General features: G+C 71.3%; 18 protein-coding genes. 15 read left to right on the top strand and 3 right to left on the bottom strand.

Annotated features, from left to right (window positions below; translation table 11 throughout):
* Nucleotides 1-218 precede the first annotated feature (218 nt).
* Entirely contained in the window at nt 219-1,982 is a 1,764-nt protein-coding gene (gene ggt, locus NR792_RS33595) for a gamma-glutamyltransferase (protein ID WP_375756793.1), read from the top strand.
* 22 nt (nt 1,983-2,004) lie between these two features.
* Entirely contained in the window at nt 2,005-2,787 is a 783-nt protein-coding gene (locus tag NR792_RS33590) for a TatD family hydrolase (protein WP_375756792.1), read from the top strand.
* Between the two features lie 148 nt (nt 2,788-2,935).
* On the opposite strand, the gene NR792_RS33585 is transcribed toward NR792_RS33590, so the two are convergent.
* Complete coding sequence (locus NR792_RS33585) at nt 2,936-3,211, bottom strand: hypothetical protein (RefSeq protein WP_375756791.1); 276 nt, start codon at nt 3,209-3,211, stop codon at nt 2,936-2,938.
* A 323-nt stretch (nt 3,212-3,534) separates the two neighbouring features.
* On the opposite strand from NR792_RS33585, the gene NR792_RS33580 reads away from it, so the two are divergent.
* The 5 genes from NR792_RS33580 (at nt 3,535) to NR792_RS33560 (ending at nt 7,823) form a co-directional block, all read left to right on the top strand.
* Complete coding sequence (locus NR792_RS33580; protein WP_120529914.1) at nt 3,535-3,777, top strand: hypothetical protein; 243 nt, start codon at nt 3,535-3,537, stop codon at nt 3,775-3,777.
* Nucleotides 3,774-4,763, top strand: a complete 990-nt coding sequence (locus NR792_RS33575; RefSeq protein ID WP_375756790.1) for an amidohydrolase family protein — start codon at nt 3,774-3,776, stop codon at nt 4,761-4,763. Before NR792_RS33580 ends, NR792_RS33575 begins: the two co-directional genes overlap by 4 nt.
* A 102-nt stretch (nt 4,764-4,865) precedes the next feature.
* Nucleotides 4,866-5,246 carry a response regulator gene (locus NR792_RS33570; protein ID WP_014394116.1) on the top strand — a complete coding sequence of 127 codons (381 nt, stop codon included), beginning with the start codon at nt 4,866-4,868 and terminating at the stop codon, nt 5,244-5,246.
* 73 nt (nt 5,247-5,319) lie between these two features.
* Entirely contained in the window at nt 5,320-6,162 is an 843-nt protein-coding gene (locus NR792_RS33565; protein ID WP_375756789.1) for an ABC transporter ATP-binding protein, read from the top strand.
* Nucleotides 6,163-6,203: 41 nt separating this feature from the next.
* Complete coding sequence (locus tag NR792_RS33560; RefSeq protein WP_375761737.1) at nt 6,204-7,823, top strand: hypothetical protein; 1,620 nt, start codon at nt 6,204-6,206, stop codon at nt 7,821-7,823.
* Between the two features lie 2 nt (nt 7,824-7,825).
* Here NR792_RS33560 and NR792_RS33555 read toward each other — a convergent pair whose 3' ends face one another.
* Nucleotides 7,826-9,148 (bottom strand): VWA domain-containing protein, encoded by a 1,323-nt coding sequence (locus tag NR792_RS33555; RefSeq protein ID WP_375756788.1) that lies wholly within the window; start codon nt 9,146-9,148, stop codon nt 7,826-7,828.
* Nucleotides 9,149-9,277: 129 nt separating this feature from the next.
* On the opposite strand from NR792_RS33555, the gene NR792_RS33550 reads away from it, so the two are divergent.
* Both NR792_RS33550 and NR792_RS33545 read left to right on the top strand, forming a co-directional pair.
* Nucleotides 9,278-10,177, top strand: coding sequence for a histone deacetylase (locus NR792_RS33550; protein WP_375756787.1), 900 nt, complete (start codon nt 9,278-9,280; stop codon nt 10,175-10,177).
* An 84-nt stretch (nt 10,178-10,261) separates the two neighbouring features.
* Nucleotides 10,262-10,969, top strand: a complete 708-nt coding sequence (locus tag NR792_RS33545) for a hypothetical protein (RefSeq protein ID WP_375756786.1) — start codon at nt 10,262-10,264, stop codon at nt 10,967-10,969.
* A 26-nt stretch (nt 10,970-10,995) separates the two neighbouring features.
* Here NR792_RS33545 and NR792_RS33540 read toward each other — a convergent pair whose 3' ends face one another.
* Entirely contained in the window at nt 10,996-11,691 is a 696-nt protein-coding gene (locus NR792_RS33540; protein ID WP_375756785.1) for a pirin family protein, read from the bottom strand.
* A gap of 89 nt (nt 11,692-11,780) precedes the next feature.
* Here NR792_RS33540 and NR792_RS33535 point away from each other — a divergent pair, with 89 nt between their 5' ends.
* From NR792_RS33535 to NR792_RS33510, 6 genes are all read left to right on the top strand, one after another.
* On the top strand, nt 11,781-12,179 hold the full coding sequence (locus tag NR792_RS33535) for a peptide chain release factor-like protein (protein ID WP_338269852.1): 399 nt from the start codon (nt 11,781-11,783) through the stop codon (nt 12,177-12,179).
* 190 nt (nt 12,180-12,369) lie between these two features.
* Nucleotides 12,370-16,608 (top strand): hypothetical protein, encoded by a 4,239-nt coding sequence (locus NR792_RS33530; RefSeq protein WP_375756784.1) that lies wholly within the window; start codon nt 12,370-12,372, stop codon nt 16,606-16,608.
* A complete protein-coding gene (locus NR792_RS33525; protein WP_375756783.1) occupies nt 16,605-17,204 on the top strand; it encodes a type II secretion system protein in 600 nt (199 codons plus the stop codon). Before NR792_RS33530 ends, NR792_RS33525 begins: the two co-directional genes overlap by 4 nt.
* Nucleotides 17,201-18,292 (top strand): PilW family protein, encoded by a 1,092-nt coding sequence (locus tag NR792_RS33520; RefSeq protein WP_375756782.1) that lies wholly within the window; start codon nt 17,201-17,203, stop codon nt 18,290-18,292. The genes NR792_RS33525 and NR792_RS33520 overlap by 4 nt, the downstream gene beginning before the upstream one ends.
* A 26-nt stretch (nt 18,293-18,318) precedes the next feature.
* Complete coding sequence (locus NR792_RS33515; protein WP_375756781.1) at nt 18,319-18,954, top strand: hypothetical protein; 636 nt, start codon at nt 18,319-18,321, stop codon at nt 18,952-18,954.
* Between the two features lie 35 nt (nt 18,955-18,989).
* Nucleotides 18,990-19,412 carry an HD domain-containing protein gene (locus tag NR792_RS33510; RefSeq protein WP_120607633.1) on the top strand — a complete coding sequence of 141 codons (423 nt, stop codon included), beginning with the start codon at nt 18,990-18,992 and terminating at the stop codon, nt 19,410-19,412.
* Nucleotides 19,413-19,452: the final 40 nt, after the last annotated feature.

The following is a 19,452-nucleotide window of genomic DNA, read 5'->3' as shown; positions in this document are numbered from 1 at the left end:
AGGCCGTGGTCGGAACCGACGCCGGGCTTTCCACGGGGTTCGGAGGACTCATAAGCACCGCCCGTTGCTGCACATGGAGAAAGCCTGCCCCGCTTCACCTCACAATCCAAGGAAAAAAATGTTGTCTTGTTGAAACCCTGGTCCGGGCGCGGTGCATGGTGCATTAGGGAACGGCCGGAAATCACAAGGAAAGGCGTCCACAGGTGGTGAAAGCACACATGGGAGCCGTGGGACGACAGGCGTTCCGCGCGCTGGGACTCGCGGTGTTGCTGGTGGCGACGCAGGCGGGTGCGGCACGTCCCTACCGGGGAGGTGCGGTGGCCACGGCGTATCCGCCCGCGAGCGAGGCCGCGCTCCAGATGCTGGAGAAGGGCGGCAACGCGGTGGACGCGGCGGTGGCGGCGGCGTTCGTGGCGGCGGTGGTGGGGCCGTACCACTCCGGCGTGGGCGGCGGCGGGTTCGCGCTGGTGCACGACGCGAAGTCGGCTGTCACGCAGGTGCTGGACTTCCGGGAGGTGGCTCCGAAGGGCGCCTCGCGCGACATGTACCTCAAGGGCGGCGCGCTGGTGCCGGGGCTGTCCACGGACGGCGCCCTGAGCGTGGCGGTGCCGGGCGCGGTGGCGGGCTACCTGGAGCTGCTGGCGAAGCACGGCAAGCTCAAGCCCGCGGTGGTGCTGGCCCCGGCCATCCGGCTGGCGAAGCAGGGCTTCTGGGTGACGCCCAAGTACCAGCAGATGGCCACGGGCCGGGCGGAGTGCCTGCGCCAGGACGCGGAGGCCGCGCGCATCTTCCTCACCCCCAACGCGCAGGGCACGCCGGACGTGCCGCCGCTGGGCCACGTCATCAAGCAGCCGGACCTGGCGCGCACGCTGGAGCGGGTGGCGAAGGGCGGCGCGAAGGCCTTCTATTCAGGGCCGGTGGCGCAGGCGCTGGTGAAGACGGTGAAGGACGCGGGCGGGCTGCTCACGCAGGAGGACCTGACGGCGTACAAGACGCGCAGCCCCGCGCCGCTGGAGACCACCTACCGGGGCCACCGCATCCTCACCATGCCCCCGCCCAGCGCGGGCGGGCTGGCGGTGGTGCAGGTGCTGGGCATGCTCCAGCAGCTGCGGCCCCAGGGCGTGCCCTACCGCGACCCGGAGGCGCTGCACCTCTACGTGGAGGCCGTGCGGCGCGCGTACGTGGACCGCGCGAAGTACCTGGGCGACCCGGCCTTCGTGCAGGTGCCGCTGGAGCGGCTGACCTCCCCGGGCCACATCGCGGACCTGGCGGGGAGCATCGACGCGAAGAAGGCCACGCCCAGCCTGTCGCTCCTGCCGCAAGCGGCGGGCCTGCCGGCCTCCACGCTGCGCAAGGACGCGGGGACCCTCATGCCGGAGCCGGAGAAGAAGAACACCACGCACATCTCCGTCATCGACAAGGACGGCAACGCGGTGGCCATGACGACCACGGTCAACTACAGCTTCGGCTCGTGCGTCGTGGCCAGGGGCACCGGCGTGCTCCTCAATGATCAGATGGACGACTTCGCCGCGCAGCCGGGCGTGCCCAACGCGTACGGGCTCGTCACCGGGGAGCCCAACGCCATCCAGGCCGGCAAGGTGCCCCTGTCCTCCATGTCGCCCACGCTGGTGTTCGCGAAGGAGGACCCGAAGCGGGTGATGCTGGCGGTGGGCAGCCCCGGCGGCTCCACCATCCCCACCACCGTCATCCAGGCCATCAGCAACGTGGTGGACCACGGCATGGACATGACGCGCGCGGTGGGCACGGGCCGGCTGCACCACCAGTACCTCCCGGACGAGCTGTGGGTGGACAAGTGGGGCCTGGAGCCGGCGACGCTGTCCGCGCTGGAAGCGAAGGGCCACAAGGTTCGCCGGGTGGACGGCTGGGGCGACGCGGAGGCCGTCTACAGCGATCCGCGCACGAACCTGCGCTATTCCTCCAGCGACCCGCGCAACGAGGGCGCCGCGACGGGCCAGGACTGAAGACGAAGGAGAACGACTGCCCGTGGCCGAGCCGATTCCGCTCTTCGATGCGCACCTCCACCCGGAGGCCCTGACCGACCAGGACCTGGAGTCCATGCGCTTCTTCGGCGTGGAGCGGGCCCTGGTGGTGGCGCATCACTTCCCGGAGCCCACGGCCAAGGGGCTGCGCCAGCACTTCGACCAGCTGGTGGACAAGCAGCTGCCGCGCCTGGAGCGGCTGGGCATCCGGGCCTGGGCCGCCCTGGGCGTGCACCCGCGCTGCATCCCGCGCCGGGGGCTGTCGGAAGTCCTGAGCCACCTGCCGGACTACTTCGAGGGCGGCCGGGTGGTGGCCCTGGGCGAGACGGGGCTGCACGTGGGCGGCGAGGAGGAGGAAGAGGCCTTCCTGGAGCAGCTGGCCCTGGCCCGCCAGCTCAAGCTGCGCGTGGTGGTGCACACGCCGCTCAAGGACAAGGAGCGCCACACGCGGCGCATCCTCACGCTCCTGCGCCAGTCGGGGCTCGCTCCCTCGCGCGCGCTGGTGGACCACGCCAACGCGCGCACCGTGCGGACCATCCTGGAGGTGGGCCACTGGGCGGGGCTCACCCTGCACCCGGAGGCCCTCCAGGCGGACCGGGCGGTGGCCCTGGTGCGGCGGCTGGGCAGCGAGCGCCTGGTGCTGGACTCGGACGCGGGCGACGGCGCCGGCGACATCCTGGGGCTCGCGCGCACGGCGAACCTCCTGGGCAAGGCGAAGCTGTCCGAGCGCATCGTCCGGCGGGTCACCCGGGACAATGCCGCCCGCTTCTTCCAGATCCACGACTGAGCGCGGCATCCACGCGCCGTGCGGGTCGCGTGCGGCGCGTTGAAAAGTGGACGGAGTGCCGGCCGTGTCAGCGCTGTAAATGCGACGGGCCCCACGCAGTGAAGCGCGGAGCCCGTGGCTTTACAGCGTGCGACCCCGGGGAGGGGGCCTAGTTCATCGCGACGGAGGCCGGGGCCTCCGGGTGCAGGGTGAGGCCCTGCGCGTCCGGCGCCAGCCGCACCTGCACGGGCACGCCCTGGGAGCGGTACTCCGCGAGGGAATCCGCCGCCTCGTCGAGCAGCTGCTGATAGCGCTCCTCCAGCTCCACCGCGATCAGGAGCATGGTCTCACCGGCGTCCGCCACGCCCGGCCGGTACACCTGGCAACGCTGGAACCGCGCCCAGCGACCGTTCTGCATCTTCACAAGCTCGCCGTCGTAAGCCATGCGCAGCACCTCTTGAGTGAAATCCGACGGCCGCAATGTAGAGGCGAATCCCCGCGCTGTCATCCCCCTGTTTGAAAATTCGTAAACCCTTCGGAATTCCAGGCAGTTGCCAACGCTCCAGGGCGTGCCCAGGGGGGTCCCGGCGGCCGGACCGGCGCAAAATGTAAACTGGGACACTGTCAACGCGGTTAACCTGTACCGGGGTCCAATGCCGCGTCGCGCTGTCAACACTCCGTGAACCGGGCGGGCCGGGAGGGGCGGCCGGGGGACGGGGCGGGACTGACGCGTGGCAGCCGGGAGGGGCATCCCTTAGATTCCAGCGGATGAAGTTGCCCCTGCCGTTCCGTCGCGACCGTCCCATCATTCCGTCCGCCAACGCGCAGGATCACGCGGAGCGGTTGATCGCCGAGTCCCTGCGCATGCTCGGCCAGGTGTGTTCCAAGGTCGCGGACGCCATCGAGGCGCAGCGGCTGGAGCGCCACGGTTACGCGCACAACAGCTACCTGCGCCGCCTGGACGACGAGGAGGACGCGAAGAAGCCCTCCGGACCGGGCACGGGCGGATGACGGCTCCCCGGGAGCCTCCGCCCCACGCGCCGCACGAGCACGAGGACGCCGACGCGCCGGTGCCGTGCCTGGCGTCCTCGCCGGCGCCGACCTGGCGGGAGCAGGGCATCCAGATGCCCATGCCCGCGCTGGCGGACGAGGAAGGGCCCCGCGTGGACCCCGGCCTGCCGCCCGTCGTGGACGCGCACGTGCACCTGTTCCCCGACCGCGTCTTCGAGGCGGTGTGGCGCTGGTTCGACCGCTACGGCTGGCCCATCCGCTACAAGCTGCACACGCCCCAGGTGGTGTCCTTCCTGCTGTCCCGGGGCGTCGAGCGCGTGGTCGCCCTGCACTACGCCCACAAGCCGGGCATGGCGCGCGCCCTCAACGCCTACGTGGCCCAGGTGGCGAAGGCCGAGCCCCGCGTCATCGGGCTTGGCACCGTGTACCCGGGCGAGCCCGACGCCGTCGCCATCCTGGAGGAGGCGTTCGCCCTGGGCCTCAAGGGCGTGAAGCTGCACTGCCACGTGCAGGCCTTCTCCCCGGACGCGCCCCAGCTGCACGAGCTCTACGAGGCGTGCGCGCGGGCGGGGAAGCCGCTCGTGATGCACTCGGGGCGGGAGCCGTCCAGTCCCCAGTACCCGGTGGATCCGCACCAGCTCTGCGCCGCGGAGCGGGTGGAGCGCGTGCTGAAGGATCACCCCTCGCTGAAGCTGTGCGTGCCGCACCTGGGAGCGGACGAGTTCGACGCGTACGCGCGCCTGCTGGAGCGGTACGACACGCTCTGGCTGGACACCACCATGGCGGTGGGCGGCTACTTCCCCGTGCCCCTTCCCAGGAAGGCGCTGGAGGTGCGGCCCGGACGCATCCTCTACGGGACGGACTTCCCCAACATCCCCTATGCGTGGGACCGGGAGCTGCGGGCGCTGGTGGGGCTGGGGCTGGACGAGGCCGCGCTCGCGGGCGTGCTGGGCGGCAACACGCTGTCGCTCTACGCGGAGTGTTGAAAAGAAACGAAGGCCCTTCCGCAATGGAGGGGGCATTCCCATCTTCGACCCCATAGAATCGCGGTCCCCAAGCAGACGCCGCCACTCCAGAGGCTCAAGCCCATGTCGAACTTCATCCTGGTCGTCGACGACGACGCGAGTCACCGCACGCTCATCTGCGATGCCCTCCAGGAGATGGGCTATGCCACCATCGAGGCCAAGAACGGCCGCGAGGCGCTGGATCTTCTCGAGGACGACATCCCGGGCGCCGTGCTGCTGGACCTGCGCATGCCCGTCATGAGCGGCTGGGGCCTCTTGGACGCGCTCAAGAAGATGCCGCGGGCGCGCAACCTGCCCATCATCATCATCTCCGGCTACGGCTTCGAGTGGGAGGCGGAGCTGGTGGGCGCCGCCGGCTACATCTCCAAGCCGGTGGACCTGGACAAGGTGCGCACCACCGTGCAGCAGATCGTCGGGCCGCCGGAGGTGGCCATGGTGCACTGAGTCGGGAAGCGCCCGGCAGGCCGCACCATCCGTCAACCCGAGGATTGTGGGCGGCCCCTGGAGGCATGGTGTGATGGCGTCCTTCATGACGCCCCCCTCCTCCGCAGAACCGGCCGAGCTGGCCATCGACGCTCGCGGCCTCGTCAAGCGCTTCGGCACCTTCACCGCGCTGGACGGCATGGAGCTTCAGATTCCCCGGGGCGCCTTCTACGCGTTCCTCGGCCCCAACGGCGCCGGCAAGTCCACCTCCATCGCGCTGCTCACCGGCGTGTACGGGCCGGACCAGGGCACCATCCGCATGCTCGGCGTGGACGCCGTGGCGAAGCCGCTGGAGGTGAAGCAGCGCGTGGGCGTGGTGCCGGAGGAGCTGAGCCTCTTCGAGCGCCTCACCGGCCGGCAGTACCTCACCTTCTGCGCGCGCATGTACGGGCTGGACGGCGCGGAAGCCGCGTCGCGCGCGGTGGAGCTGCTGGAGCTGACGGAGCTCACGTACAAGGCCGGCGCGCTGGTGGCGGAGTACTCCAAGGGCATGCGGCGCAGGCTGGCCATCGCCGCGGCGCTCATCCACGCGCCGGAGCTGGTGCTCCTGGATGAGCCCTTCGAGGGCATCGACGTGCTGGCCGCGGGCGTCATCCGCGAACTCTTGCGCGAGCTGTCCCGCCGGGGCGTGACGCTGCTGCTCACCACGCACGTGCTGGAGATCGCCGAGCGGCTGGCCACGCACGCGGGCGTCATCCGGGGCGGGCGCATGTTGGACCAGGGCCCGGTGGAAGCGCTCCGCCAGCGCCACGGCGTGGCCACGCTGGAGGCGGTGTTCGAGAAGCTGATCGCCGTGCCGGCCGCGCGCAACGCGAAGCTGTCGTTCTACGGGGAGCCTGGCGCGAACGTGGTGCCGCTGCGCCGGGAGTCCGCGTGAGCGCCCCGCGTCCGAAGGTCCCCGGCTTCTTCCAGCACCTGATGCTCCTCTGGGGCCTGCGCCTGCACCTGGGCCTCAACCAGGGCCCGGGCAAGAGCCGCCTGCTCGCGGTGGCGGCGTTCGTGGGCTCCAGCGCGCCGGGCGTGCTGCTGGGCCTGAGCTTCTTCAAGCTGATGCGGCTGCCGCTCATCGTCCACAGCAACGTGTGGCCGTACTTCATCCTCAACCTGCTGTGCTTCGTCACCGCCGCCACCTGGGTGACGTGGCCGCTGTTGTCCGCGGGCGTGGATGACCACTCCGAGCTGTCGCGCTACGCCGCGTTCCCCATCTCGCCGTTCCGGCTCCTGATGGGCTCCACGGTGGCGAGCCTCTTCGAGCCGCGCGCGCTCGTGTTCTACGCGCCCCTCACCGGCGCGGCGGTGGGCTATGCGTCGCGCCACCGGCTGGCGTCGCCGTGGCTGGCGGCGGTGCTCTACGTGCTGTTCGCCCTCTTCTGCGCGGCGTGGAGCCGGGTGGGCCTCTACACGGTCATCAACGTGCTGCGGGAAAAGCACAGCGCGCGCATCATGGGCGGCGGCATGGTGGCCTTCCTGGTGGCCGCGTCGTTCATCCCGCCCATCGACACGTCGTGGCTCACCAGCGTGGGCGAGGCGGGCGTGGGCGCGCTGGACATGAGCCTCATCATCAACGCGGCGGTGGCGCTCAGCCAGGTGCCGCCGGGCTTCTTCGGCGACGGCCTGGGGCAGCTCGCGCACGGGCGCGTGGGCATCGCGATGCTGGAGGCCTTCGGGCTGCTGTTCTTCACCGCCATGGGCATGGGCGTCGCGTACGCGCTCCTGATGCGCTTCCACCGGCAGGCGGGAGGCCGCTCCGGCGGAGACCGGGGGGACGGCAAGGACAGCGACCCGTTCGCCACCACGGGCTCGCGCTTCGACACGATCCTGCGGCGCGAGGTGCTGGACCTGTGGCGCAACCCGCGCGCGCGGCTCCTGGCGGCGGTGCCCTTCATCCTGGCCATCCTGCTGAAGCTGCTCTCCGGCCGGGACCTCTTCGTGTACCTGCTGGGCAACAGCGCGGATGCGTGGGTGATGGGCGGCCTGAGCATCTACGGCGCGGTGGTCATCGCGTCCACGTTCTCGCAGAACACCTTCGCGTATGACGGGCACGGCTTCGCGGTGTTCCTGGCGGCGCCCATGAGCCTGGCGGACGTGCTGCGCGCGAAGAACCGGGTGCAGGGCGTGGCGGCGCTGGGGATGGCGGTGCTGGTGGGCGCCTTCTACCGGGTGTACTTCGGCTCGGGGACGCTCGTGGACTTCGTGTGCGCCATGGCCGCGGTGGCGGCGGTGCTGCCCATGCTGCTGGCCGCGGGCAACTTCCTGTCGCTGTACTTCCCGGTGAAGTTCCACGCGAGCCTCAAGCGGCGCGACCGCGTCCCCCTCACCGCGTCCATGCTGGGCATCCTCGCGGCCAGCGTGGGCTGCATGCCCTTTGGCCATGCGCTGCGGGCGGCGGGGAAGGACGGGCCGGGCTGGCAGTCCGTGGCCTTCATCGCCGCGTTCGCGGTGCTCCACTTCGGCGTCTACCTGGCGACGCGCCCCCTGGCGATGCGCCTGTTGGATCAGCGCCGGGAGGTCGTGCTGCGCGCGGTGACGCGCGAGTAGCCTCAGTAGGTGACGCCGAACTTCGCGGCCTGGGCCTTCACGCTCTTCATCACGTTGGCGTCGAAGGCGTCCTCCTTGGTGGCCGCGTTCTTCGACAGCCACTGGTCGCGCTCGGTGGCGAGCTTCGCGACCTTCTCCTCCAGCACCTTGCGCTCGGCGGCCAGCTGCTTCACCTTCGCGGCCTGCGCCTCCTTCTTGAGGCCCTTGAGCTCCTGGGGCAGCTCCTCGTCCTTGAGGGTGTCGAGCGCGGCCGGCTTCTCCAGCAGGTCCACCGCGCCGCCGACGGCCACGGGCGCGCTGCTCACCGCCGCGGCGCTGGGGGCGCTCAGGCCCGCGCCCCGGCTCTTCTTCATGTAGCTGATGCGGTCCGCGACGGCCTCCGCGGCCATGCCCTTGGTCGCCTCCGAGCGGGCCTGGTTCAGGGCCCGGGCATCCTCGCGGCCGCCGTAGAGCGTCTTCGACGCCAGCTCCGCGTTCACGCGCGACAGCTCCGCGTCATAGGGCGTGGCCACCGCCACCATGCCGCCCGATGCGTCGATGGAGTCGAAGGTGCCGTCCGTCAGCTTCGCCACGTAGCGCCAGGACTCCTCGGTGGTCGTGTCCGCGCCGCAGCGCACCGTGTTCACCACGATGTGGCGCTCCTTCGCGCGCTTGGACCACAGCTTGAAGTCCCAGGCGGCCTCGCGCGCGGCGGGGGGCGCGTCGCCCACCAGGAAGATGACCTTCATCACCTCGCGGTCCTGGCTCCACTTGAGCAGCGACACGGCTTCCCCCAGGCCGCGCCCCACGTGCTCCGGGAAGTCCCCGCCTCCGTTCGCCTCCAGCTTGCGCAGCTCCGCGAACATGGAGTCCATGTCGTCGCTCAGCTCGAAGCGCTTCGTCACGTAGGCGTCCCCCTGGTCCCGGTACGCCACCAGCGCCACCTTGAGGTGCGGCGTGGGCTTGCCCTTCGCGATGCGCGACGCGATGGAGAAGATCTTCTGCTTCGCGCCCTCCAGCAGGCCGCCCATGGACCCCGTCGTGTCCAGCACGAAGGCCACCTCGATTTCGGGCCGGGCGCCCTGCGGCCGCACCTGCGCGTCCTGGCCCTGCGAACCTTGAGCCTGGGCCTGGGCCTGCGTGCCCTGCCCCGCGGGCGCGGCGGTAGGCTTCGCGGGCTCGGCCTTCGCGGCGGGAAACTCCCGGGGGGCGAGCGGCGGCTTCACGGGCGGACGGGAGGGATAGGGCGTGACGGGATAGGGCGTGACGGCCCAGGCGGAGGTGGCGGACAGACCGGTGGCGAGCGCGGCCGTCAGGACGGCCCGCGAGAGGGGCTTCAGGTTCATGGGTGGGCTCCGAAACGGCGGTTCGCGCGGCGGGTTTCCCGCGCCGCCTGCTCCTGTAACGGACAGGCCCGCAGGAAGGTCTACGCCCCCGGTTGCGGCCTCCGGAAACGGGCGTTACGCCCGGGGTCCGTGCGCGTCTTCCACATCGACAGGTACTCCGTCCCCCTGCCCGACGGGCACCGCTTCCCCATGGAGAAGTACCGGCTGCTGCGCGAAATCCTGCTCGCGCGCGGCATCCTGCCCCCGGCCGTCTTCCACGAGGCCCCCCGCGCGGAGCGGGCCGACCTGGAGCGCGTCCACACCCCGCGCTACCTGGACGCCTTCTTCGGCGGCGCCCTCACGGACGCGGAGCTGCGCCGGCTGGGCTTCCCCTGGTCCCCGCTGCTCGTGGACAACGCGCGCGCGTCCGTGGGCGGCACCCTGGCCGCCGCCCGCGCCGCCCTGGTGGACGGCTTCGGCGCGAACCTGGCCGGCGGCACCCATCACGCCTTCCCGGACCACGGGGAGGGCTTCTGTGTCTTCAACGACATCGCCGTGGCCATCCGCGTCCTCCAGGCGGAAGGGGCCATCCGCCGCGCGGTGGTGGTGGACCTGGACGTGCACCAGGGCAACGGCACCGCGGCCACCTTCGCGGGCGACCCGTCCGTCTTCACCTTCTCCATGCACGGCGAGCACAACTTCCCCTTCCGCAAGCAACCCTCGCACCTGGACCTGGGGCTGGAGGACGGCGTGGGGGACGCGGAGTACCTGGCCGTGCTCGACGCCCACCTGCCCCACGTCCTGGAGTCCGCGCACGCCGACCTGCTCTTCTTCCAGGCCGGCGTGGATCCGCTGGAGGAGGACACCCTGGGCCGGCTGTCGCTCACCCACGCGGGGCTGCGCGAGCGCGACCTGCGCGTCATGCGCGCGGCGAAGGAGCGTGGACTCCCCGTGGTGCTCACCCTGGGCGGCGGCTACGCGAGGCCGCTGACGCCGTCGCTGGAGGCCCACGTCGGGACTTATCTCGCCGCATGTTCGTTGTTCCGCTGACGCCCGCCTTCCCCCGGGCCGCTTGCGGGCGCTCGCGCCCCGGCCCCATGCTCACCCCTGCTTCGCCACCCCTGGAGCCCTCCCATGCCGCGTCCCCTTCGCCGTCTTGCCTTCCTCGCCTGCGCGCTGGCCCTGGGCTGCGACGGCAACGGGCCCTACTACCGTCTGGACTGGGGAGGCGCGGACACCATCACCGCCGCGCCCGGCGACTCCGTCCCCTATGACATCGCCGTCCAGCGCATCGCGGACAACCTGGGCGAGGTGCGCATCCGCACGGCGAGCGCCCCCGCGGGTGTCACCTTCGGCCCGGACTTCTCCCTCCCGGAGGGGGAGACCATCGTCAACGCCACCTCCACGCTCACGGTGGCCCCCTCCGTCACGACCTACGGCGTGAACGCGCTGCAGCTCGTCGCCGAAGACCCCGCCAACAACGTCACCGCCACCAGCGGCATCTCCCTGGTCATCCTGCAGCCGCCCGAGCCCCAGCCGGACTTCTCCATCGCCGTGGAGCCGCGCCAGGTGAACATCACGCCGGGCCAGTCCGTCCTGACGACGGTGACGGTGACGCGCGCGGAGGGCTTCACCGGTCCGCTCACCATCACGCTCGAAGCCCCCAGCCCGCGGCTCACCGCCCAGACGGTCACCCTGGCCCCGGGCGAGACGACCGCGCAGGTGCGCGTCGCGGCGGACCGCTCGCTCTCCGCGCTGCCCTACGTGGTGAAGTTCGTCGCCACCGCCGAGGACCAACGCGCCGCCAAGACGGGCTTCACGTTCAACCTGAACCTCATCTGAGGGTGGGGCCCGCGCTCACGACAGCCTCAGGACAGGTCGAAGAGCAGCGCCTCCGTGGGCGTCCTCGCCTCCAGGGCCAGCGCCGTCTCCTCGGACACCGCCACGCCGTCACCGGCCTTGAGCGCCACGCCGTTGAGCGTGGCCTCGCCCCGGATGACCTGGAGCCAGGCGTGGCGGCCAGGCTGGAGCGCGTACTCCACCCGCTGGCCCGCGCCCAGCTCCGTGGCGGACAGCACCACGTCCTGGTGCACCGTCAGCGACCCGTCCCGCCCGTCGTGTGACGCCACCACGCGCAGGCGGCCCTGGCGCTCCTCCGGCACGAAGCGCTTCTGCTCGTAGCCGGGGGGCAGGCCCTGGCGGTCCGGCAGCAGCCATATCTGCAGGAGGTGCAGCGGCTCATCCAGCGGGTTCATCTCGCTGTGCAGCACGCCCGTGCCCGCGCTCATGCGCTGCACCTCGCCCGGACGGATGAGGGCGCGCGTGCCCAGGCTGTCCTCGTGCTCCACCGCGCCGCTCACCACGTAGGTGAGGATCTCCATGTCCCGGTGCGGGTGCTTGCCGAAGCCCCGGCGCGGCGCGACGGTGTCCTCGTTGATGACGCGCAGCGAGCGGAACCCCATGAAGTCCGGGTCGTAGTAGTCCGCGAACGAAAAGGTGTGGTGGGTGTCGAGCCAGCCGTGCTCCGCGTGGCCCCGCGCTTCCGACGTCCGGACGTACATCATGGGGTGCTCCCTCCTGCTGCCGGTTTCACCGTCAGGTGTCAGGAGAGCAGTACCGATGGCGTCCCCCCGGCGCTACCTTGAGGACTGCCATGACGCCGACCTTGCCCATCGCCCCCCCAGCACGACGCCAGGCCGCCCGGGAGGCCCTCGCCCTGGATGACGAGGCCCTGCTGAAGGTCTGCGACGTGGAGTTCTTCATCGCCTCCGGTCCCGGCGGCCAGCACCGCAACACCACCGCCAGCGGCGTACGCCTCACCCACCCGCCCACGGAGCTGTCCGTCACCGCCACCGAGCGCCGCAGCCAGTCCCAGAACAAGGACGCCGCCGTGCGCCGCCTGCGCGCGGGCCTGCAGGCCCTCACCTTCGTGCCCAAGGTCCGCAAGGCCACCCGCCCCACCCTGGGCTCCAAGCGCCGCCGCCTGGAGGAGAAGAAGCGCACCTCGCAGAAGAAGGCCGGGCGCGGCGGCAGGCTGGGCGACCAGGCCTAGCGCCGCTATGCACGACGTGCGGACCTCGCAAGCTTTGCGTAGCCGCTGACGCCTCGAGCCCACAGCGACACGGTTTCTTTCCAGGGCTTCCCAGCAGGGGAGCCCTCCGCCGCCAGGGCACACCGTGTGCACACATCGAGGGTGGCCCCTGACCCCAGGGGGTCCGTTGACCCCAACCCCCGGTGAACCCTTGGCTCCCCTCCCCCCCAGAATCTCCGCGTCGCGGCGAATCCTGCTGGGCCTGGCGCTGCTGACGGCGCTGCCGGCCTCCGCCACGGACATCGTCACCTTCAGCCAGGGCGCGCTCATCATCCCGGAGCAGGCCACCTTCCAGCAGGGCTGTGGAAGCCTGTCGGCCTACGGCCTGGTGTGGCGCCTCCTGCAGTCCAACGAGGCGGGCGGCTTCAACGCCAACCACCCGGTGACGGTGTACCTGGCCATCGACGACACGAAGCGGTCCCCCAACCGCTGCGTGCCCACCAACAAGCACCTGCCGCCGGCGCCGAACAACGGCCACTGGAACGACCCCAGCTGGAACGACGGCTGCGACTTCCACATCAGCAACTCGGCCGCGGCGCCCGTCGTGCCGGTGCCGCCCCTGGAGCCGCTGCCCTCCGGGGGCCTGTTCCCCGAAGGGGACGTGGACAACTTCACCACCACCACGGCCGAGGCGCGGCCGAACTTCACGCGCGCGACGCTCAACACCGCCAGCAACTTCCGCGACATCCAGTACATGGGCGGCGCGTTCATCATCGACGCGAAGGACGCGAAGAACGCGCTCGACTTCCTGAACTCCTCCGCCGGGCCGGACGCGCCGAACAAGTTCCGCACGCCGTGCGACTGCGACACGTTCACCAACGGCAGCGGCTGCTTCTACGTGCGCATGCACCAGGCCACCATCGAGTTCAACGCGCCCATCGGCCGGCGCCTCAACCGCGTGCCCCCGAAGATCGCCCTGCTGGACCGGGACGACCACGACTCCGGTGACGAGTCTTACGTGAAGGGCGGCATGCTGGACGACTACCTGCGCAACGCGGGCCTGGACTTCCCGGGCGCGGGCGGCTGCCCCCAGGGCACCACGAAGACGTGCACCCGCAACGGCGGGCAGCCCGGCCTCATCTACGACGCGCTCCACGCCAACGCGGACCTGGTGTCCACCTCCGCGTTCCCCCATGGCCTGCTCAACGCCGTGGACCCCGTCACCCAGCGCCCCCGCTACCGCGTGTTCTGGGCGCCGCACTGGGAGCTGGGCAACAGCACGCGCCCCGAGTACCGCGACAACGGCGACGGCGCCGTCAACCAGGCGGAGAACGTCCTCAACAACATCGCGTACTTCACCAACCAGCGCGGCAACGGCCTGTTCGCCGAGTGCGCCAGCATCTGGTCCTACGAGCACACCGAGCGTCCGGACGGGACGATGGTGCCGTCCTCGCGCTTCCAGGGCGACGGCCTCTTCGAGAGGAACGCGCTCGTCAACGGCTCCACCTGGAACGGCCGCAACTGCACGGACCCCGACTACCGCAACGAGTCCTCGCCCAGGCCCGCGTGCGTCCTCTACCCCAACCCGGGCGACCCCTTCTCCCAGCTGGGCGACTTCCGCTTCAACAACGTGGTGGGCCACACGGAGAACTACCGGACGACCTTCAAGAACGGCGTGCGGCGGCTGGCGGTGAGCTGGAAGGACTACTCCCCCGGCAACCAGTACGACAACGCGGCGCACGTGGCGGCGAACGCCCAGCGCGGCCACGACTTCTTCTCCTTCAACCAGAAGGACAATGATCCGCAGAAGGCGACCGTCGTCTACCTGGCGGGCCATGACTTCAAGGACAGCGTCGCGGGCACGCGCATCGTGCTCAACACGCTGCTCAACCTGGGCAGCGAGCCGCTGCAGAGCGAGCGCACCGTGTCCGCGCCCGTCGCGCTGGACGACAAGAACGGCAGCGACACCAACGGCTCGCGCGCCGTGCTGTTCAAGACCTCCTACAACGCCGTGACGGGCTACCCGCCCGGCGCGGACACGTACACGCCCGCGCAGGGCTCGCACTGGGTGTTCCCCTACTACCCGGGCACGCTGCGCGCGCACTCGCTCATTGGCGGCGACGCGCTCTCCGTCGGGGAGAACTCGCTGGCGGACGGCACGCTGTGGAACGCGGACGCGCGCATGCCCGCGCCCGGCGACCGCAACCTCTTCACCTACTTCGGCGGCGAGGTGACGGTGAACCCGTCGCTGGGCGCCAACCGCACCGCGCCGCACGGGGTGCTGCAGGTGGGCTGGCAGCCGGAGGAGGTCTCCGGCACGCGCATCAACAGGAACTACGGCACGGCCCCCAACCCCCATTGCGTGGACGTGCTGAAGCTCAACCGCGCCCAGGCCCGCGACGGCACCTTCCACTACGACTTCGTGAAGGGCGGCGACGGCGTCTGTGACTTGCAGCAGGCGACGCAGTACTCGCCGCAGCTGGGCGGCTCCGACTTCGGCATCACCCACGAGCTCATCAACAAGGGGCAGCTGCTCAACGACTTCAACGCGGTGGCGATGATGCTCCAGCGCGTGCGCGGCTACTGCTACGCCACGGTGTCCGGCCGCGACGGCGCCAACGAGACGCCCATCCTCCAGCCCACCAACGCGCAGTGCAACAACGACGCCGCGGACAACAAGGCGCACCTGGGCGGCTTCATCCACTCGTCGCCCGTGGTGGTGCCCGCCAGCACCTTCATCCCGGACCGCAACGCCGCGCGGCCCACGGTGGCCTACGCGGCGGGCCTGGACGGCCAGGTCCACGCCTTCTACGTCTCCGGCGGCGCGCGCTACGACGGCCCGGCGGAGGCCCTCCAGTTCCCCAACCCGGACGCCAGCGCGCGCTTCAAGACGGACTTCGCCCAGCGCTTCCGCAACGGCACGCTGCCCCTGCCCGGCACGGAGCTCTGGAGCTTCCTGCCGGCCACGCAGCTGTCGGGCCTGCGCAACAACACCGCGCGGGTGAACAGCGCGCCCGTCGTCTTCGACGTGTTCGCGGACTTCGTGGGCACCGGCCGCCGGGAGTGGCACACGGTGCTCGTCGCCAACGTGGGCCAGACGGGGCGAGACCTGTTCGCCCTGGACGTGACCAACCCGCTCAAGCCCGTGCTCTTGTGGCACCTGGTGGGCAGCCACTACGCCACCTCCAGCGCGCCGCACTCCGTGGTGGCGCTGGCGGACCGGGGCGTGGGCGGCACGGACTGGACGTACACCTGGGACGAGGACACCAGCCTCTTCCTGCTGCCGCCGCGCGCGGACCCCGGCCGCACGCCCAGCGGCCTCTATGACTACAGCGGGCTGGGCGGCTCGCGCGGGCTGTCCGTGGGTGTGAGCTGGGCGGGGCTTTCGCCCGTGTACACGGTCTTCGTCGCGTCCAGCAGCTCCGGCGCGCCGGCGGTGGCGGGCTCACCGGGCTCTCCCGCCAAGGGCGTGCAGGTGTTCGCCATCGACGTGGCCACCGGCCAGAAGCTGTGGCAGTGGCAGCAGGCCTACGCCAGCAGCGTGGACAACAGCGCGCCGGCCGCGCCCACCGTGTCACAGGACTCCAGCGGCGCCGCGCGCCTCTACGTGGGTGACATGGAGGGCCGGCTCTGGGAGCTGGACGCGTCCACCGGCATGAACGTCAACCTGGCGCGCATGGGCCCCGCGTGCAGTGACGCCGCGCCCTGCAAGTACACGGCGATGAACATTGGCGGGCTGCCCGTCACCAGCCAGCCCATCAGCACCAACGTGGGCCTGGCGCGCATCCCGCGCGACGCGGCGGACACCTCCGCCTTCGGGCAGTACAAGGGCAAGGTGGTGGCCCTGGTGGGCACCGCCGGCATGGACTGGGTGCCGGACACCGTGGGGGGCCGCTTCCATGCGCTGCTCCTGGACGCCGGCCTGCGGCTGCCCCTGGGGCAGGACGGCAAGCGGCTGGACGGCTCGCTCATCAACGCGACCCTGGCCCACACGGAGGCGACCACCTACGGCGTCCTCCAGGAGCCCGCGCCCTTCCCCCTGGTCTTCGCCGCGCCCGAGCACGTCTACGGCAACGTCACCATCGCGGGGCGCACCGCGTACTTCAGCACCGCGGAGGAGTCCGTGAACGACCCCATGCTGCTGAGCGCCTCCGTGCGCGGCCACACGTACAGCATCGACCTGGGCAACACGCCCACCTCGCTGGCGGACATCCACCCGATGAGCGGCGCGTCGCTGGCCAACTACGGCGGCGTGGCCGTCTACCACCGCGACAACGGCGGCACGTCCCAGGACTTCATCGTGGGCGCGGAGGTGAGCGCCCTGCGCGTCACGCGCATCGACAACGGGAGCAACGAGGGGGCCGCCAGCCCCACCGCGAAGCACTCCGTGGCCGGCGAGAACGGCGTGCTCTACCAGCTCCTCAACTGGAGCCAGAGGTTCCTCGAATGAGAGCCCTTCCCTCTTCCGCCTCCCGCCGGGGCAGCGGCCTCCTGGAGGTGCTCATCTCCATGAGCGTCCTGGCGCTGGCCGCCGTGGGCGCCGTGATGGGCATGGTGGCCGCCACCCGCGACGTGAAGGACGGCCAGGTGCTCCAGGGCCGGCGCATGCTGCTGGAGGCGCGCACCCAGCGGCTGTGGCTCGCGTCCAAGCTGGAGCTGGCGAACCAGGCCGTCGCGCGGCCCTCCACCTATCCACCGGAGCTGGCCCTGGGCGCGACGCCCTGGCAGCTGGACCCCAGCACGCCGCAGGCGGGCGACGTGGGCACCGGCGCCTACTTCCGCGTGCTCCCCACGGGCCAGGTGGCGCCGGCGCTGGACGTGCCCAACGGCACGCCCTGCAGCGTCAGCACCCCGGACGCGGTGCTGCCCCGCGACGTCTACTGCCGGGAAATCCTGGTGACGAAGGGGCTGCCCAAGGACCTGCCGCCCGCGGCCCAGGCCATGGTGCCCGCCGGGGCCCTGCCCTTCACCTTCTGGACGCGCGCGTACCGCAAGGGCGACAGCCTGGAGCGCGCCATCGTGCACAGCGAGGTGTTCGTCCAATGAGGACTGGATCGAGGACGCGCGGCATGACGCTGCTGGAGACGATGGTGGCCGCGGCGCTCGCCACCATCATCCTGGCGGCGGCCACGGCCCTGCTGCTGGCGGGCGGGCGCGTGGTGCACAACACGGAGCACGTGGCGGACAGCCACGACCACGCGCGGCTCGCGGGAGAGACGCTGCTGTCCGCGGTGCGCCAGGCCGGCGCGGGCATGTCCGAGGGCCTCTGGGTGGTGTCCGGCGGCACGCCCCAGCGCATCAACCCCGTCTTCGGCGGGGACGGCGCGGGCACGGGCGTGCTCGCCGCCACCACGTCCGGCAACCTGCCGGGCACGAACGGCAGCGACGACCTGTGGCTGGTGGTGCCGGACCGCAACTACCTGGGCCGTAACTGCGCGCCGGGCGCCGCGATGTCGGTGGTGAAGAACGGCACCGGCCCCCTCGAGGTCAACTGCGTGGGCACGCCCAGCGGCGCCCTGCCCGCCAACCCGATGCTGGTGGCCAGCAACATGAAGAGCGGCGCGCTGCTCACCCAGGCGTCGGTGACGAGCACCCCGCCCACGGCCACGGTGAACTACCTGGAGTCCGGCGTGCCGGGCTTCTCCAACGCGCCCCACAAGGGCGGCTTCCAGCGCACGGACATGGTGTACCCCGTGCGGCTGTTGCACTTCTTCATCGGGACGAACCCGGTCAACGGCCGCAAGGCGCTGATGCGCGCGGAGGGCCGGCCCGGCGGTGACGTGGCGGGGCGCCCCTTCGTGGACATGGGAGACCCGGTGGTGGTGCAGGACTTCGTGGAGGACCTCCAGGTGGCCTTCGGCGTGGACGCCACGAACACGGGCGACCCGGCCCAGTACGCGTTCCAGGACGGCTTCAAGCCCGAGTTCACGCCGGGCCTGCGCTCGGTGCGCATCAGCGTGGTGGCCACGGGCCGCTCGCCCCGCCGCGACACGCGGGACCAGGCCGTCCTCTCCGAGGACCTGCCGCTCACGGTGGAGAACCACACGCCCGCCGTGGTCCCCGCGGACGGCTACTTCCGCAGCCTCTTCTCGCGCCGGGCGGAGCTGCCCAACCTGGCCTCGGCCAGCCTGTGAGTCCGTCTTCCGTGAGGTCCTCCGCCATGTCCCCGCGCCCTTCGTCCAGAGCCCCCCGCGCCACCCGCGGCGCCACGCTGCTGCTCGTCGTGCTGCTCGTCACCGTGCTCCTGGGCCTGGTGGCGGGCGTGATGGCCTACGCCAGCAGCGAGCGCACGCGCGCCGTCACCTCCAGCCGCTCGGGCCAGCGCCAGGGCTGCGCGGAGAGCGGCCTGCAGCTGGCGCGCGCCTACTTCGGCCGCAACTTCGCGAAGTGGAACACCTTCCTGAGCGCGCCGTCCGTCTACGACCCCATCGCCTCGCCCACCAACCCGTCGCCCGCCAACCCGCGCACCACCGCCGGCCGCGCGGCCATCAAGGCGGTGAACCCGGCGCTGTTCGCGGACCTGGATGGCGACGGCAGGGACGACGTGTATCTCTACGTCCGGGACAACGAGGACGAGCTCAAGCCGCTGCCCCCCGAGTGGAACCGCGACAATGATCAGAACGTCGTGGTGGGCGCCCTGTGCATCAGCGAGACGTTGATTCCGCGCCGGGGGGACACCAACCAGCTGGACCCCAACGCGCTCGCCGTGGAGGGGCTCTTGAAGTCCAGCGGCGGCGGTGAGGTCTACTCGGCGCAGGCGGGCGGCGGCACGGGCTCCGGCAACCTCAACCATTGAGCCGTGCGGCCACCGGGCGTGCGAAGCTTCAGCCCATGCCCACGCTCGAAGACGCCATCGCCCTGGCGGTGGCCGCGCACCAGGGTCAGCGCGACAAGGCAGGACAGCCCTACATCCTCCACCCCCTGCGCGTGATGCTGCGCCTCGCCTCCGACGCGGAGCGCACCGTGGCCATCCTCCACGACGTGGTGGAGGACACGCCCTACACGCTGGAGCGCCTGCGCGGCCTGGGCTACCCGGAGGACGTGCTGTCCGCCCTGGACTGCCTGACCAAGCGCGAGGGCGAAAGCTACGAGGCCTTCATCGAACGGCTGCGTCCCCACCCCCTGGCCCGCCGCGTGAAGCTGGCGGACCTGGAGGACAACATGGACGTGCGCCGGCTGAAGGACGTCACCCCGAAGGACGCCGAGCGCCTGTCGCGCTACGTGGCCGCCTGGACGCGCCTGCGCGCGGAGTAGCCGGCAAGAAAGACGACGACCCGGCGACCCTCCATGCTGC

The sequence above is a fragment of the Corallococcus exercitus genome (assembly GCF_042231735.1).
Lineage (GTDB): Bacteria > Myxococcota > Myxococcia > Myxococcales > Myxococcaceae > Corallococcus > Corallococcus exercitus_B.
Note: the sequence above shows the minus strand (reverse complement) of the source record. Positions and strands in the feature narration are given on the sequence as shown.

Bases quoted from the DNA above. Each gene is read 5' to 3' on its own strand.
- ggt (WP_375756793.1), top strand. From the start codon at position 219: ATGGGAGCCGTGGGACGACAGGCGTTCCGCGCGCTGGGACTCGCGGTG.
- NR792_RS33585 (WP_375756791.1), bottom strand. From the start codon at position 3,211: ATGGCTTACGACGGCGAGCTTGTGAAGATGCAGAACGGTCGCTGGGCG.
- NR792_RS33580 (WP_120529914.1), top strand. From the start codon at position 3,535: ATGAAGTTGCCCCTGCCGTTCCGTCGCGACCGTCCCATCATTCCGTCC.
- NR792_RS33575 (WP_375756790.1), top strand. From the start codon at position 3,774: ATGACGGCTCCCCGGGAGCCTCCGCCCCACGCGCCGCACGAGCACGAG.
- NR792_RS33570 (WP_014394116.1), top strand. From the start codon at position 4,866: ATGTCGAACTTCATCCTGGTCGTCGACGACGACGCGAGTCACCGCACG.
- NR792_RS33565 (WP_375756789.1), top strand. From the start codon at position 5,320: ATGGCGTCCTTCATGACGCCCCCCTCCTCCGCAGAACCGGCCGAGCTG.
- NR792_RS33560 (WP_375761737.1), top strand. From the start codon at position 6,204: ATGCTCCTCTGGGGCCTGCGCCTGCACCTGGGCCTCAACCAGGGCCCG.
- NR792_RS33555 (WP_375756788.1), bottom strand. From the start codon at position 9,148: ATGAACCTGAAGCCCCTCTCGCGGGCCGTCCTGACGGCCGCGCTCGCC.
- NR792_RS33545 (WP_375756786.1), top strand. From the start codon at position 10,262: ATGCCGCGTCCCCTTCGCCGTCTTGCCTTCCTCGCCTGCGCGCTGGCC.
- NR792_RS33540 (WP_375756785.1), bottom strand. From the start codon at position 11,691: ATGATGTACGTCCGGACGTCGGAAGCGCGGGGCCACGCGGAGCACGGC.
- NR792_RS33535 (WP_338269852.1), top strand. From the start codon at position 11,781: ATGACGCCGACCTTGCCCATCGCCCCCCCAGCACGACGCCAGGCCGCC.
- NR792_RS33525 (WP_375756783.1), top strand. From the start codon at position 16,605: ATGAGAGCCCTTCCCTCTTCCGCCTCCCGCCGGGGCAGCGGCCTCCTG.
- NR792_RS33520 (WP_375756782.1), top strand. From the start codon at position 17,201: ATGAGGACTGGATCGAGGACGCGCGGCATGACGCTGCTGGAGACGATG.
- NR792_RS33515 (WP_375756781.1), top strand. From the start codon at position 18,319: ATGTCCCCGCGCCCTTCGTCCAGAGCCCCCCGCGCCACCCGCGGCGCC.
- NR792_RS33510 (WP_120607633.1), top strand. From the start codon at position 18,990: ATGCCCACGCTCGAAGACGCCATCGCCCTGGCGGTGGCCGCGCACCAG.